The sequence below is a fragment of the uncultured Tateyamaria sp. genome (genome assembly GCF_947494755.1).
GTDB lineage: Bacteria > Pseudomonadota > Alphaproteobacteria > Rhodobacterales > Rhodobacteraceae > Tateyamaria.
Genome location: NZ_CANLVZ010000009.1, coordinates 180,353 through 194,200, shown reverse-complemented (window position 1 = coordinate 194,200; position 13,848 = coordinate 180,353). Strand labels below are relative to the sequence as shown.

At 55.7% G+C, this 13,848-nt stretch carries 14 protein-coding genes and 1 pseudogene; 8 read left to right on the top strand and 7 right to left on the bottom strand.

The genetic code is table 11. The features are described from left to right. The 4 genes from Q0908_RS13045 to Q0908_RS13030 form a co-directional block, all read right to left on the bottom strand. Positions 1-294, bottom strand: a 294-nt coding sequence (locus Q0908_RS13045; protein ID WP_299284991.1) for a transposase, incomplete at its 3' end; no start/stop codon positions are given. 127 nt (positions 295-421) lie between these two features. Beyond that, complete coding sequence (locus Q0908_RS13040; protein WP_299284988.1) at positions 422-1,723, bottom strand: HlyD family type I secretion periplasmic adaptor subunit; 1,302 nt, start codon at positions 1,721-1,723, stop codon at positions 422-424. Further along, positions 1,720-3,438, bottom strand: coding sequence for a type I secretion system permease/ATPase (locus Q0908_RS13035; RefSeq protein WP_299284985.1), 1,719 nt, complete (start codon positions 3,436-3,438; stop codon positions 1,720-1,722). The genes Q0908_RS13040 and Q0908_RS13035 overlap by 4 nt, the downstream gene beginning before the upstream one ends. Before the next feature lie 366 nt (positions 3,439-3,804). Then, positions 3,805-5,283, bottom strand: a complete 1,479-nt coding sequence (locus Q0908_RS13030; RefSeq protein ID WP_299284982.1) for a calcium-binding protein — start codon at positions 5,281-5,283, stop codon at positions 3,805-3,807. 913 nt (positions 5,284-6,196) lie between these two features. On the opposite strand from Q0908_RS13030, the pseudogene Q0908_RS13025 reads away from it, so the two are divergent. Continuing rightward, positions 6,197-6,283: pseudogene (locus Q0908_RS13025) on the top strand (IS5/IS1182 family transposase); the annotation flags it as partial. Positions 6,284-6,530: 247 nt separating this feature from the next. Here Q0908_RS13025 and Q0908_RS13020 read toward each other — a convergent pair. Continuing rightward, positions 6,531-7,049 (bottom strand): Crp/Fnr family transcriptional regulator, encoded by a 519-nt coding sequence (locus tag Q0908_RS13020; RefSeq protein WP_299284979.1) that lies wholly within the window; start codon positions 7,047-7,049, stop codon positions 6,531-6,533. 68 nt (positions 7,050-7,117) lie between these two features. Between Q0908_RS13020 and Q0908_RS13015 the strand changes: the two genes are divergently transcribed. From Q0908_RS13015 to Q0908_RS12990, 6 genes are all read left to right on the top strand, one after another. Next, positions 7,118-7,705, top strand: a complete 588-nt coding sequence (locus tag Q0908_RS13015; RefSeq protein ID WP_299284976.1) for a hypothetical protein — start codon at positions 7,118-7,120, stop codon at positions 7,703-7,705. A 490-nt stretch (positions 7,706-8,195) separates the two neighbouring features. After that, positions 8,196-8,690, top strand: coding sequence for a DUF411 domain-containing protein (locus tag Q0908_RS13010; RefSeq protein WP_299284973.1), 495 nt, complete (start codon positions 8,196-8,198; stop codon positions 8,688-8,690). Next, positions 8,687-9,151, top strand: a complete 465-nt coding sequence (locus tag Q0908_RS13005) for a cytochrome c (protein ID WP_299284970.1) — start codon at positions 8,687-8,689, stop codon at positions 9,149-9,151. The genes Q0908_RS13010 and Q0908_RS13005 overlap by 4 nt, the downstream gene beginning before the upstream one ends. Beyond that, positions 9,148-9,492: a copper resistance protein CopC gene (locus Q0908_RS13000; protein ID WP_299284968.1), complete on the top strand. Its 345-nt coding sequence runs from the start codon at positions 9,148-9,150 to the stop codon at positions 9,490-9,492. Before Q0908_RS13005 ends, Q0908_RS13000 begins: the two co-directional genes overlap by 4 nt. Positions 9,493-9,497: 5 nt before the next feature. Continuing rightward, positions 9,498-10,376, top strand: coding sequence for a CopD family protein (locus Q0908_RS12995; RefSeq protein WP_299284966.1), 879 nt, complete (start codon positions 9,498-9,500; stop codon positions 10,374-10,376). A gap of 13 nt (positions 10,377-10,389) precedes the next feature. After that, on the top strand, positions 10,390-11,817 hold the full coding sequence (locus Q0908_RS12990; protein ID WP_299284964.1) for a multicopper oxidase family protein: 1,428 nt from the start codon (positions 10,390-10,392) through the stop codon (positions 11,815-11,817). A gap of 55 nt (positions 11,818-11,872) precedes the next feature. Here Q0908_RS12990 and Q0908_RS12985 read toward each other — a convergent pair whose 3' ends face one another. Then, complete coding sequence (locus tag Q0908_RS12985; RefSeq protein WP_366869160.1) at positions 11,873-12,145, bottom strand: metal-sensitive transcriptional regulator; 273 nt, start codon at positions 12,143-12,145, stop codon at positions 11,873-11,875. Between the two features lie 175 nt (positions 12,146-12,320). Here Q0908_RS12985 and Q0908_RS12980 point away from each other — a divergent pair, with 175 nt between their 5' ends. Beyond that, a complete protein-coding gene (locus tag Q0908_RS12980) occupies positions 12,321-13,109 on the top strand; it encodes a glutaredoxin (RefSeq protein ID WP_299284961.1) in 789 nt (262 codons plus the stop codon). 135 nt (positions 13,110-13,244) lie between these two features. Here the strand turns inward: Q0908_RS12980 and Q0908_RS20425 are convergent, their stop codons facing one another. Continuing rightward, on the bottom strand, positions 13,245-13,682 hold the full coding sequence (locus Q0908_RS20425; protein ID WP_366869165.1) for an MAPEG family protein: 438 nt from the start codon (positions 13,680-13,682) through the stop codon (positions 13,245-13,247). Positions 13,683-13,848: the final 166 nt, after the last annotated feature.

Genomic DNA, 13,848 nt, shown 5'->3' with positions numbered 1-13,848 from the left:
CTGGGCTGGAAAAGCCCTGTCGCTTTCGAACGGAAAGTGGCCTAAACGAGCACTTGGGGCGGCACAAAAACGGGACAGGTCCACATACATCCGCTTCAGGCGCTTATTCTCAGCCTCCATTGCCTTCATCTGCGACACCATCGAGGCATCCATGCCCCCATACTTCGCACGCCACTTGTAAAAACTCGCGCTGCTCATCCCATGCTCGCGGCACAGCTCGGAAACCGGCACGCCGCTCTCCGCCTGCTTCAAAATCCCCATGATCTGCCCGTCGCTGAATCGTCCGTTCTTCATCAAAAATCTCCTCAGATATCTTGCCGAGAAAATTCTACTTCTGAACACCATTAAATTTCGGGGGGATTACCGCGGCACTCGTCATCCATTGGCTATGAGGCCTGAGCCTAAGCCGCTGTTCCACCCATCACCCTTCTCGAAACGCTCTCGCAAAATAGTCTGACATGGGTTTCACGAGGTATTGGACGGGGGAGCGGTCCTCTGTTCGGATAAAGGCCTCTACTGGCATGCCGGGCAACAGCGTTTGATTGGCACCCAGTTTGTCAACTTCACCTTTGGCAAGAACGATTTCCACCCGGTAGTATGTCGATCCAATAGCTTCGTCCTCGAAAGCATCCGCCGAGACGAGAGCGACCTCGCCTTTCAACTCCGGCGTTGTGCGCTGATCCAAGGCGGGGAACCTTAAATTCACTGGTTGCCCGACAACCAATTGGTCGATGTCTGTCGGCTCAACACGTGCGGCAATCACCAAAGGCCGGTCTTGCGGGATAAGGAAGAGAACCGGTTGCGCACTGCCAACGACGGATCGCATCGTTTTGACCTGCATATCGTAGACCAGCCCTGACACCGGGGCACGGATTTCCATTTGCGCAATGTCAGAAATCAGCGCGAGCCTTTCTTCGGTGAGTTCCAGTTCCGACACGCGCAAGTCGCGCAGTTGAGTTATCGCCTCCTCACGTTTTCCAGACGTGACGCCGAGGACCTGCATTGCAATCTCGGTGATGCGCTGGTTGGCTTGCGCTTTGGACGCCGACAATTCACCAATGCGACCCTCAAGTGATGCCGCCTCTCTTTGCAGGGCGAGCACCGCAGAGGTTTGGGTCAAACCGCGCTCAAGAAGCGTTTCTTGTGCGGTCAGTTCAGACCGTATGAGCTCGAGTTGGCGCACAACCGAGCGTTCCTGCGCCTGGATGCCCAACACTTGGTTTTCGGTCTGGGCACTGCGTTCGCTGAGCTGGGCAATTTGCTGCGCGACAGTTTCGTTGCGAGCCCGAAACAAGTTGATCTGACCTGCCATCAAGTCGTCCGTCTCGGGGCCGCTGAACGTGTCACTCTGCAATATAGGGTCAAACGCAATTTGATCCTGCCCATCTCGTTCCGCTTCAAGACGGCCGCGCCGGGCGAGAGTTTCCGCCAGTTGCCCATTGATGATCGCAAGGCGGGACAGCATCTGTTGAGTGTCGAGCTGGATGAGCACATCGCCAGCCTCTACCAGATCACCTTCCTGGACCGCGATCTTGGTGACCACGCCACCGATGGGATGCTGGACAATCTGGCGGTTCTGATCGACTTCGACCTTGCCCGGAGCAATCACTGCACCTGCAATTTCTGCACGTGCGCCCCAAAGCCCGAAGCCGCCCATAAGGACGATCACCGCAGCAAACCCAAACGCCAATGGCCAGAATGCGGACCAACGCGGTTCGTTCATGTCACGCCCCCATCTCGGGTCGATGCAAGTCGTATCTGTCTATGGTTCTTCACCATCGTTTCCAGCACCTTGTCCTTGGGGCCAAAGTTCACCGCTTTGCCGTTTTCCAGGACCAGCAACAGATCGCATTCCTGAATGGCGGCGGGTCGATGCGCCATGATGATGACAGATCGCTGATCGGCCTTGGCCTCGCGGATTGCCGTGTTCAAGGCCTGACTGCCTACATTGTCGAGATTGGAGTTAGGTTCATCCAAAATCAGGATGACAGGATCGCCATAAAGGGCGCGCGCCAAACCAATGCGCTGAATCTGCCCACCCGACAGGCGTTGCTGCGACACGTCAATCTGCGTGTCGTAGCCGTCCGGCAGGGCGAGGATCATCTCATGCGCGTTTGCCTTTTTGGCGGCCGCAACCACCACTGCGGCGTCTGGGTTCGCCGACAACCTCGCAATATTCTGCCCAACAGTGCCGTCAAACAGGTGCACCCGCTGCGGCAGATACCCGATCAACGTACCCAACACGTCGGGGGCGTATTGATCAAGCGAAGCGGCGTCCAGGCGGACCGACCCTCTTGCCGGTGCCCAGACCCCCGTCAGACACCGCGCGAGCGTTGATTTTCCAGATCCCGACGGGCCAATGACCCCCATCGCGTATCCGGGGGGGAGGTCAAATCCAACGTTGGCAAGGGCAGGTTTGCTCTCTCCAGGTGGGACTGCAATCAGCGACTTTACCACCAGCCTGGCCTTAGGTTTTGGCAGATCTGTATGTGGGCGTTCTGGTGGGACTGCGCTAAGCAATGCCGCCAGCGCGTGCCAACCCGATTGGGCACGCTGCACCAATTGCCACTGCCCAAGCATGAGTTCGATCGGGGCCAAAGCCCGTCCAAGCATTATTGATCCTGCGATCATGGCCCCCGCCGTCATCTCGTTTTGCAAAACGAGATAGGCCCCAAGCCCAAGCATCGCACTTTGCAGGAGCAGGCGAACAGTTTTGGTAAGCGAAGTAAATCCGCCCCCGACATCCGTCGTTTTGATTTGTTCGGCCAGCGACGCTCGCCGTGCATGTTGCCACTGCCGCAGGGCCGCAGTTCGCATACCCATCGCCTGAATCATCTCGGCGTCTGTCCTGAATTGATCTGAAGCCCGCGTAGCAGCTTGAGCCGCCTGAGCTGATTTCAGTTGAGGGCGTTTTGAGAGCAACTGATTGGCGAGTGTTATGGCGATCAAAAAGACGCTGCCCGCAACCGCCAACCACCCCAACAACGGATGAAACAGAAAAATTCCGGCAATGAAAATTGGAGTCCAAGGCAGATCAAAGAACGCCATCAACAAAGGTGACGTCAGCAGCCGTTGAATGGCTTCCAGATCCATCAGACCGGACTGGGTGCGGGCATCCGGCGCAGTGGCAGATTTACGCAGGACCACATCAAAGACACGCTCGTCCAGCGCGGATTGGAACCGAGCACCCACACGCGCCATGACGCGACCACGGGTGTAGTCCAGTATCCCCATGACACCATATAGAAAGATCACCAATATTGACAAAGCGACGAGGGTTTCTTCACTGCCGCTTCCCAACACCCGATCATAGACCTGCAGCATGTACAGTGGTCCGGTGAGCATTAATATATTGGCAAAGGCGCTGAAAATGCCGACGGACCAATACAGTTGGCGCGATGCCCGTCTTGCAACGCGAAGCTCATGATAACCTGTCATTGAATAACCAGCACCACTAAGACCTGAAGTCGACGACCGTTTCGGCTCTCAGCTTGATCCATCCAATCGCTACCTTGTTAATGCTTGTGACGTCAGCCCGAGCATTCCCCTAGTACGCAGAGAGTTCGTGCCGATTGTTTGATGGCGCTATGCTGCAATGCGGTCTATCAAAATTTTCTCCGAAATTTTTGATATCGCCGGATTGATGCCCAATTCCCGATTCACTTCCGCGATCAAAACTTATGATCGCCATGCTACTGCTCTGACGGAGTGCGCCGTCGTGGTGCTCCCGTGACGAATTTCTCCCATGATGCCTCCGTCAATTCAAAGGAGCAGAGCGCATCATCAAACCACAGAAGCAAACACCTAGGTGAATAGAAAATTTTCGGCATCAAATAGCTGGGACCAAGAGGTCGTGTCGTCGGTATCAACTAGGAATCGCTCATTCGTTGCGCGCACTTGCACTGTGAAATGCGTGTTCCCATCAATAACTGTTTTCCAAGCCTTCAAATCTGATATCGAATTCACATTTGGAACCTCGTCAAATTTTATGATGTCCTCACCTATGGTGAAATCTGTGATCAAATCTAATTGATCATTCCTTTTCGACCATGAGCCGCTTAGAGTGTCCCAGTCCATTAAGTCGCCAGATTTAAATTCAAATAGATCTGCGCCAGCACCACCTGTCATCGTATCTGCGCCCTGTCCTCCATTTAGATGATCGTTCTCATCTCCTCCATTTAGATAATCGTTTCCATCTCCTCCAAGAAGATGATCATCACCTGTCGAAGCGTAGAGTAAATCATTCCCAGCTCCACCATTAAGGGTATCATTACCCTGTTGACCATATAAGCGATCGTTCTCATTTCCGCCGTATTGAAGATCATTACCTCCCCAACCGTTGAGGACATCATCACCTTCATCACCAAATAGGTGGTCATTGCCAAGTGCACCAGTCAGATAGTCGTTCCCCGAACCGCCATGAATTGTGTCGTGCCCATGATCGCCGTTCACGGTGTCGCTTCCGCTGCCACCCCAAATCAGGTCATCCCCTCCACCAGCTTGAACTTGGTCATCATTTAGTCCAGCAGCGATAACGTCATCACCGCCTGTGCCTTGAATGATCTCAAACACATCGTTTGCGACTGAGTCCAAATCGTCTATTCGTATCCCACCATTCGATGGAAGGTACTCACTACCATCACTTTTTTGGGGTATCACATTGATTTCCGGAACATATTTAACCGACGGCATCGTGGCAAAATCCGGCGGAGCAGTAGTGAAAAAGTGGCCTTCATGCTGTCCACTATTGGCTGCACCGTCTCCGGTAAGATCTACTCTTGCACCTTCCAGGCTATAAAAAACCCATCCTCCGTTTGTGTCGATCAATAACCATTTTTGGGGTGTGCCGCTCGGATCGTTGTAATCACCGTTCCAATCGACTATTTTCCAGGAATAGGCACCCGTACGACCCTCTCCATTTGCGAGATCATTCGCCGTAATTTCTATACCTTCAATCCGGATTTGATCTCGAGAAGGATCGAAGTCTTCAATCCTGCCAATCACGGTGCCACTTACAGAACCCAAGCTGCGAAAATCAAACACATCTTCACCCGCACCGCCTCGAACGTGGTGACCATGATACTCTTTAGGTTGATTATTCCAGGTTGGGTGATACTCTTCGCCATCTCCAAAATACATATTTATTACATCATTTCCACTGCCCGCATATACGTGTGTTTGCCGGACGCTGGCATAGTCATACGCGTGGATTACGTCATCATGGCTGGTGCCAGTTAAACCGATTTGGCCCGATGCATTGGATGGGGTTGTGATAACTGCCACGTGGTGCTCCTTATTCTTCTATGTTCCTTTGGGGGGGTCTCGAATGTTTCAAAAAGAGAAACCTTTTAACGAAGGAGTGGAGCCATAGTTGTTTATGCAGGAGAAAGCAGCCAATTGTGGCTAAATCTCGTTACCGGAACCACCCGATAGATTTCTCACGATATAACCCTACGATTGGCCGACTAAGACCACTGGGCCCCCACCCAGAACTCCAAGAGCTAGATTTGTTTTAACGTTGGCAGGGCTTCCTTTTTTTGTTCTTGGCCCTGCCAACGTTGGCTCTTGAGAGCCCTTCGAGTGATTTCTGGATATCAGATTACCAATCATTGAGTATCTCGAGATTCTCGGAAAGACTTTTGAATTTTGTGGATTTTGACCAAATGAGATCAGACTCAACCGGGGTATCAAGATAGTTCAGTTTCTGGTAGCGCGCAATTGTCGTCAGGCTACTCTGCTGGATGCCGTGTGCCTAAAAAATCGGATTGGCCGTGCTCATGCCAGTCCAGTGTTGGACTGCGTCCTGAGCGACTTTTGTGAAGTGATGTCACTGTTCCCTCAATTCTTGTGGTCTTCATTCGCAGATATCCACATGATCGCGGCCAGCGATTCTTGGGGTGACGTTCGCCCGCCAACGACAAAATTTCGTGCCTTCCGGAGTCTGCGGGTGCTGTCGCATCCGCCTGTTTAAAGGACGGCGAAACCGTAGTGAGGGTCGGTGTCACTACCTGCCGTTAACGCAAGACGCAAAGCTTCGTATTGAGGGCGGATCATTCGGCAGGAACGATTGCTGCTCTGAATGTGGGTCTCGACAATGCGGTTCATTGGTTGCCGGAATTGGAAACCTAGGCTCAGGACTCATAAGCAGTAGATGACGACGGCTGCGAGTGCGCTGGCGGACAGGAAGACCCTTGGGTGGCGCGTGGCAACCCGTTATGACCAACGCCCGAAGGTCTTCCCCTCAGCCATCGCCCTTGCGGCACTCCTCATCCATTGGCTATGAGCCCTGACGCCAGGGTTAGTCCAGACCTTCACATTCTCAAATCATATGTCGGCTTTGTCCCGCGCTTCCGACCTCAAAATTGTGGTAGATCCTGCTCCCGCAGCGATAGCTGCCTCGGTAGGATGGCAGCTGCGAACCGTCCTCGCCAGCTACATCGCGACGGGCAACCGTTGATGCTGCGCCGCCTCTGAGGTCTGCAATGAGCCCATTTCTTCCAGCTTCTGCTAGGTGCAGCAGAAGGTTTGCTTCAGTTCCTGCGCCTCGCCAGCTCTCGATAAAGCGCAGGGGGTGAAACACCGATCTGCTCAGCCACGGTGATCCATGCGCCTTTCGACGGTGCGCGATGAAGGTCCAGCCAAGCATCGAGCCGATCAGACACGCGCTTGAGACGCAGGATTTCAATGCGTGCCCGCTGCGCCTGCACCTCCTTTGCATGGCTCTCGATTAGGCTAAGGGCCGCTTCGGGGCGGTTGCGAAGTGCGGCCAAGAACTTGGCGCGAGACAGTCCGGCGACTTCGGCGTCCGAACGCGCAACTGCGTCACAGTGATAAGTTTCTGCGAACAAAGACGCCTCGGCCAACGCCATACCAGGTGTGGCGACGTGCAGCGTCAGTGGCACACCATCCCTCAGGGTGCGCTCCAAAGCGACTGCGCCGGACCGCACGAGATACATAGACCGCACTTGATCGGCCTGATGGAACACAGCTGCTCCTTTTGCGACTTTGCGGAGGCTTGCGCCGTTAAAAATATGTTTCCACTCGGACATGATAAATATCATACGGCGAATGATGCAGATCCGATAGCGTGCAATGACAACTTGAAAGGCGGCACAGCATGCGGGCAAAAAATATCCTGACAACGATGGCATTGATTGGTGGCGCGGCGATCGCGATCACGCAGACCAGCCATGCCGGACACGGTGCTGGTATGGATCATTCAGCTCACGGACACGATCAGATAGCGACTGGCGGAGTTTTGTCGGAACCCGGCCAAGGCGCTTTCGCGGCACTGTCGGAAGTCGTGCGTGTCCTCGAAGCCGATCCTGATACGGACTGGGCTACGGTTAATCTATCTGGCTTGCGGGCGCATTTGGTCGATATGGATCGAATGATCTCGGATGCGGTGGTTTCGGAAACTGACGTCCTGAACGGTATCATCGCCCTTGCCACCGGCGATACAGAGACAATCGCGACGCTTCAGCGGATGGTGCCTGCGCATGCGGCGCAGCTCGCAAAGGATGACCGCTGGACTGTGGAAACCTTGCAAATCGAAGATGGAATAGAGCTGCGCGTGACAAGCGATGATCCCGACGTTGTTGACCGGATCAAAGGCCTTGGTTTCTTCGGGCTGATGGCGAGCCAGGATCATCATCGCGAGCATCACTTGATAATGGCGCTTGGTAAAGATGCCCGCGGACATTGACGCGCTGCGACAGCAAGTAACAGACCTGCGACTTGCAAAACCACATATACCCCATGTAGGTATATCGCATGTCTTTCGTTCGTTTTCTCATATTCGCCATCTTGACGCTATCCGCATCGTTCTCCGGTGCGATGGATACGGGCCATATGCGCGAAATAGGTCATGGCCACGCTGCCGCTGAAACGACGGCGGGCGACCACCCCGCTTGTTGTCAGGACAGCACCGAACGCACCCAAACCTGTCATGCTCTGCCGGCTCTGCTTCCGGCAACAGACCAGGCAAGCTCCGCGCCAGTGGTGGTTCAGGATGTGTTCCGTACATTCGGTCTGCTTTTGGCCGGTATGGAACCATCGGGTCCTCTCAACCCGCTCCGGGCTGTGTGATGTTCGCTGTGCCTCTGCGTGGTGCAACAAAGACGAGCCATCATATCGATGCGGGCTTTGCGCCATGCTCTGAACGACAGGCGTTTATCTTACGACAGGATAGTCTCATGAACCCGATAAAGACACGTCTGGCCCTCACACATGCCGCTGCACTGACCCTTGTGCTGGCATCTTTTGGATGGGCGGGCATGGCCCAAGCCGACAGCCATTCACAGATGGCTGATCGCGGGACCATGCACGTCACAAAAAGTCCCACTTGCGGATGCTGCGGCGCTTGGGTGGCACTGGCCCGCGAAGAAGGCTATGACATTGAAGTCACCGACACCGCTGACGTAACCAGCGTTAAACTGGACGCGGAAATCCCCGCTAATATGTGGGCCTGCCATACCGCTATGATCGACGGCTATGTCGTCGAAGGCCATGTGCCGTTTGCAGCGCTTGCAAAATTGCTGGACGAGCGCCCGAGCGTCACAGGTATCGCTGTTCCCGGTATGCCCGGCGGCTCGCCCGGCATGGGAAATGACCCAACAACACGCTATGACGTGATCGCCTTTGGCGGCAATGCGAGTGCTGGCGAAGTCTTCTATCAGGCCGGTTTGTGAAACCGCTTGTATTCTTAGCTGGTGGTGGAACGGTGCTGATCGGGGCCGCTCTGTATATCTCCAGCGCAGTCGGGCAGGAGACCGACCGCACCGTCCTGCGCGATACTGATGGCGCAACCATTGTTTTGGGGGCAGACGTCTATGAGGCGAACTGTGCCACGTGCCACGGTGCTGATCTTGAAGGCCAAGCCAACTGGCGCTCTCCGGGTGAGGATGGACGGCTTCCCGCACCGCCCCATGACGAAACCGGACACACATGGCACCATGACGGGGACACGTTGTTTCGGCTGACCAAGTACGGCACCGGCGCGTTGATCGGCAATCCCGATTACGCCTCTAACATGCCGATCTACGAGGGCGTTCTGAGCGATGAAGAGATCATCGCCGTTCTCAGTTACATCAAATCGACCTGGCCGGAGGAAATCCGTGCTCGACATGACGAAATGGAAAACAGACAATGAGACAAAGTGTTCTTGCAATACTTGCGCTGATCGTAACCGCGACCGGTGCCTGGGCGCACTCCAAGGCTGAAGAGACTACCCCGGCAAATGAAACGATAGTGACATCGGTTGAAGCCATTGAAATGCGCTTTGATGATCCGATGCGTGTGACTGCAATCACGCTGACCGGACCGATTGGCGACGTGAGTATCGAGCGGGAAACCGGCATGGATGCCGTGACCGAGTTTCGGGCACTTCCGGCAGCCGAATTGCCAGACGGGGCCTATACGGTTGATTGGCGTGGCCTGTCGGCAGACGGGCATCCCATGCAGGGCACCTTCGTCTTTACAATAGCAGACTAATCCACGTGGAGGGTCTGGCACCAATCGACGGATGGGCCATTGCGTCGATTGGTGCGAAAGCTGCGGGCTATGGTGCGGCGCTTCTTGCTATGGGCGGCCCACTGTTTGTCTTGGCTTTTCCAAGTGCATCCGCCGATGTGCGGCAACTGGCCCGCAAAGTCGCCGCAATCGCCGCTTTGATAGGGATCTCGGTGCTGGCACTGCGGTTTGGCATCCGGGCCGCCCGTATATCTGGGATGGGTTTGCCGGGAGCCGTCGATCCGATGATGCTTGGTTTTGTTTGGGACAGCCCCCTTGGGGTGGCAGCGATCTGGCGCGTCGCAGGTGGGGTGCTGGTCGTGGCGGTCTTGATAAGAGGAGTGGTCGGCCTCGGGGCAGGATTGATCGGGGCGCTCTTGATTGCGGTGTCCTACACATCCGTCGGCCATTCTCTTGGTGATCCCCGCTGGCTGCTCGCGTTGTTATTGACGGTTCACCTGCTGGCTGCGGCGTTCTGGATCGGCGCACTGGCCCCTCTGCGTCATGCTGCCGGACAGCCAGCAGGGGCAGTGCTGCTTCATCGCTTTGGAAACGTTGCCAGTGTCATGGTTGCTCTCCTTGTCATCGTCGGTCTGATCTTTGCGTGGCTCATGACCGGGTCGCTCTCTGCGTTGATTTCGACAGCTTACGGTTGGGCGCTGCTCGCTAAGCTCGGCGTCGTGGCAGGCTTGATGACCCTTGCCGCGGTCAACAAATGGCAGTTGGTTCCCGCGCTCGCCTCCGGCGAACCGACTGCCGCGCCACGCCTGCGCCGCTCAATTCAAATCGAGGCCGTCGCCGTGCTGTTGATCCTCATTGTGACGGCAACGCTCACTTCAATCACCACGCCTCCGGTGAACCTGTGAAAAGGAAACTCTCGTGATCTCCTTATCCCGACGATCAATTCTCAAAGCGGCTGCTGCGCTTGGCGGCGCAACCCTATTGTCCAGACCCTCTTTGGCCGATGGGAGCTTGCCAATCCTGCGGGCGGCACCTTCATCTGCGCAACTTGCCCCTGCCGGATATCCTTCTACTCCTGTCTGGGCCTACGCCACCGAAGGCGCAGGCACGGTTCCCGGCCCGGAAATTCGCTTACGAGCCGGGGAGCGGATCAGGCATCGGCTGATAAATGATTTACCGCAACCGACCGCCGTGCACTGGCATGGCATCCGCATCGAAAATGCCATGGATGGCGCGGCACCGCTGACACAAGCCCCGGTGCCGCCCGGCGAAACGTTCGACTATGACTTCGTCGCCCCCGATCCCGGCACATATTGGTATCACTCTCACAACCGCAGCACGGAACAGGTGGCGCGTGGCCTCGCAGGTGTATTGATTGTAGAGGATCGCGAACTTTGGCTGGGCGAACCAGGTGCTGCAACGCGCGAGCTGGTACTTGTTCTTGATGATTGGCTGCTAGATAGCGACGCCCGCATTGTCGAGGACAGATGGGACGACTTGCACGCCGCGTCGCATGGTGGGCGTATGGGAAACACGGTCACGGTGAACGGCGCAGCCTATCCTGAACTGGACATTCAACCCGGCGAGCGCGTGCGGTTGCGGATCATCAACGCGGCCACGGACCGGATCATGTCGCTGTCCTTGCCACACCTATCGGCACGACTGATTGCGTTGGACGGCTACCCAGTCATGCCACGCGGAACTGACACGCTTGTCCTTGGACCTGCGCAAAGGGCGGATATTGTAATCGACGGGCGTATGGACGGAGAGACCCGGGCTAGCCTGCTGCTTGATCCCGGTAACGGAGAGTGGGTGGAGATTGCCGGCTTCATCCATTCGGGTGACACTTTGCCGTCACGCGGCGCTGATGTCCGCCCTTTACCTGCGTGGGGCACACTTCCCATGCCAGACTTATCAGGCCCGCAACGCGAAACGCTGCTGATGGAAGGCGGTGCCATGCGCGGGATGCGCGAAGCCCGCTTTGATGGAAAAACCATGGGATTCCGCGAACTCGCTGCTAACGGAATGGTCTGGGCGTTTAACGGTGCAGCGAACGACATGAACGAGCCAATGTTCCGGGCGGCAATAGGCCGAACGGTTCATATGGAACTGACAAACAGCTCGATGTTTCCGCATGCAATCCACCTGCATGGTCACCATTTTACCGTCCTGTCAAAAAGTGGCACTGCGAATATGGAAGGCGACGTGCGAGACACTGTGCTAATCGGCGCAGATGAAACTGTCGAAATTGCCTTCGTTGCAGACAATCCGGGTGCATGGATGATCCATTGCCACATGCTGTCGCATCAGAAGTCGGGCATGATGGCTTGGTTTGAAGTCACCTGATAAATACTCTGGTGGCTGATCCCCCCTGGCATTGCCCTTGGCGGCGCTGGCCGGCCTACTTCGACGCTTTCTGCAAAAGCCCAATCAGCTCGTCAAACTTCGCCCGCTGCTCTTCAGGGTCGCCGCTCTGGATAGCTGTCTCGACACAATGCTCTGCGTGGTTTTCCAGAATGAGTTTTTCAACACCTAGGATCGCCGACCGGATCGCAGCCGTTTGCGCCAGAATTTCCATGCAGTAGCGGTCGGCCTCAACCATGCCAGCCACACCCCGAACCTGCCCTTCCAGCCGTGAAAGCCGGTCCAGTGTCTTGTCTTTATTCGCTTTCACGCCGGCAATCCTCGTTGTTTGGAGCCTTGGGCTGCCAGTCTGGCAATATACCCCATATAGGTATATTGGAAGTACAGACAATGGACATACGACGGCACTAGAACGGATTCAATGAATACGCATCACGGTAGCCTTGTAGCCCCCGAACAAAACTCAGAGACGAAGGAGACCCACAATGCCCAAGGACACACGCGACGTCGCTGATGTGACGACCGATCCCGCCGCCGCTGCAACCGGAAACACAGCCGTTCTGTATCGTATGGCACTGCCGAACCATCTGTGCCCGGCGGGACAGAAAGCACGCTGGCTTTTGGAGCGTCAGGGATTTGAGGTCGATGACCGCCTGTTCCGAGAGCGATCAGAGGTTGACGCATTCAAGGAGGCGCATGATGTGCCCACCACCCCACAGGTCTGGATCAAAGGCGAGCGGGTCGGTGGCTATGACGCTCTGCGTCAACAACTGACCGACTACGATCCCGACGCGACTACCTACCAGCCGGTGATCTATCTCTTTGCGGTTGCCGCTGCGACGGCACTTGCGCTATCCATCGGGTTTCTCGGCGCAATCACATGGCAGACGCTCGGTTGGTTCATCTCCGTGTCGATGATCTTGCTGGGGATGCAGAAGCTCCGCGACATCGAGGGCTTTACCACCATGTTCCTCAACTACGATCTCGTTGCCCGCAAATGGGTGCCATACGCTTATGTCTATCCGTGGGTTGAAACCGGCGCGGGCATTTTGATGACAGGCATGTTGCTGACATGGCTGGCTGCCCCTGCAGCACTTTTTATCTCCACCTTCGGCGCAATCAGCGTGTTCAAGGCGGTATACATCGACAAGCGAGAGCTGAAATGCGCCTGTGTAGGCGGCAACTCGAACGTGCCGCTTGGTTTCGTAAGTCTGACCGAAAACCTGATGATGATGGGCATGGCGATTGTTATGCTCCTCTTGATCGCCGTTTGAACGGAAGCAACATGCTGTGACTTCGGCGCAACCAGACGGTGGTGGTGCGCGACCTTATGGCAGCATCGTCCCGCATTGTGATCAATTCATGATCAGAGACCACCGTGATGTCGAGCGTCCTCGGTAATGGAGAGGCTAGCAGTCAGCCAAAGCATAGCGACAGTCAGGAGTCGTCCCCGTCACATCGTGCTCCTCCGACGAGGGGGTAGACCCGCACAAGCAAGTAAACTCTTGTGCCAATGCCAATGAGCGCAGTCGAGATCGCCCTGACAGACCGCATGGCCGGAAAGATGAAACTGCCTTGGGCGAGGTGAGAGCCAGCTTCGGATGCGAACGCGAGAACATGGAGCAGACGCGCTGCGACAAAGGCAGCAGCAATTGCGCCCACACAGTCACCGAAGCATCTGATAGCTCCAAGAATGCTAGCGCCAGAAGGAAAATAGGGGCGTTTTCCGCAAGATTTCCATGGCACCTGATCTTCCGCTCAAGTGAAGTGGCACCGCCGCTTCCTGCTCCAACTTTGACGCCGCCACGATGGGCTCCGACCGTAATCATTAGGACTTGCTGAACGATGAGAAGGATAGCAGGTCACACGGCCCGACATAAGATCCAAAAGCACATATGAATGCCAGGCAATTCGCACAGGTGTCTACGAACTAGTCCGACCGATCCACGCTAGATCTGGCTACGTAGCTTACCGACGACCGAAAGATCAGGAAACGGTCAGTTCACATCTCAT

Excerpts from the sequence above, each read along its gene's own strand:
- Q0908_RS13015 (WP_299284976.1), top strand. The coding sequence starts at position 7,118 with ATGCGGGCAAAAAATATCCTGACAACGATGGCATTGATTGGTGGCGCG.
- Q0908_RS13010 (WP_299284973.1), top strand. The coding sequence starts at position 8,196 with ATGAACCCGATAAAGACACGTCTGGCCCTCACACATGCCGCTGCACTG.
- Q0908_RS13035 (WP_299284985.1), bottom strand. The coding sequence starts at position 3,438 with ATGACAGGTTATCATGAGCTTCGCGTTGCAAGACGGGCATCGCGCCAA.
- Q0908_RS13000 (WP_299284968.1), top strand. The coding sequence starts at position 9,148 with ATGAGACAAAGTGTTCTTGCAATACTTGCGCTGATCGTAACCGCGACC.
- Q0908_RS13040 (WP_299284988.1), bottom strand. The coding sequence starts at position 1,723 with ATGAACGAACCGCGTTGGTCCGCATTCTGGCCATTGGCGTTTGGGTTT.
- Q0908_RS12980 (WP_299284961.1), top strand. The coding sequence starts at position 12,321 with ATGCCCAAGGACACACGCGACGTCGCTGATGTGACGACCGATCCCGCC.
- Q0908_RS13020 (WP_299284979.1), bottom strand. The coding sequence starts at position 7,049 with ATGTCCGAGTGGAAACATATTTTTAACGGCGCAAGCCTCCGCAAAGTC.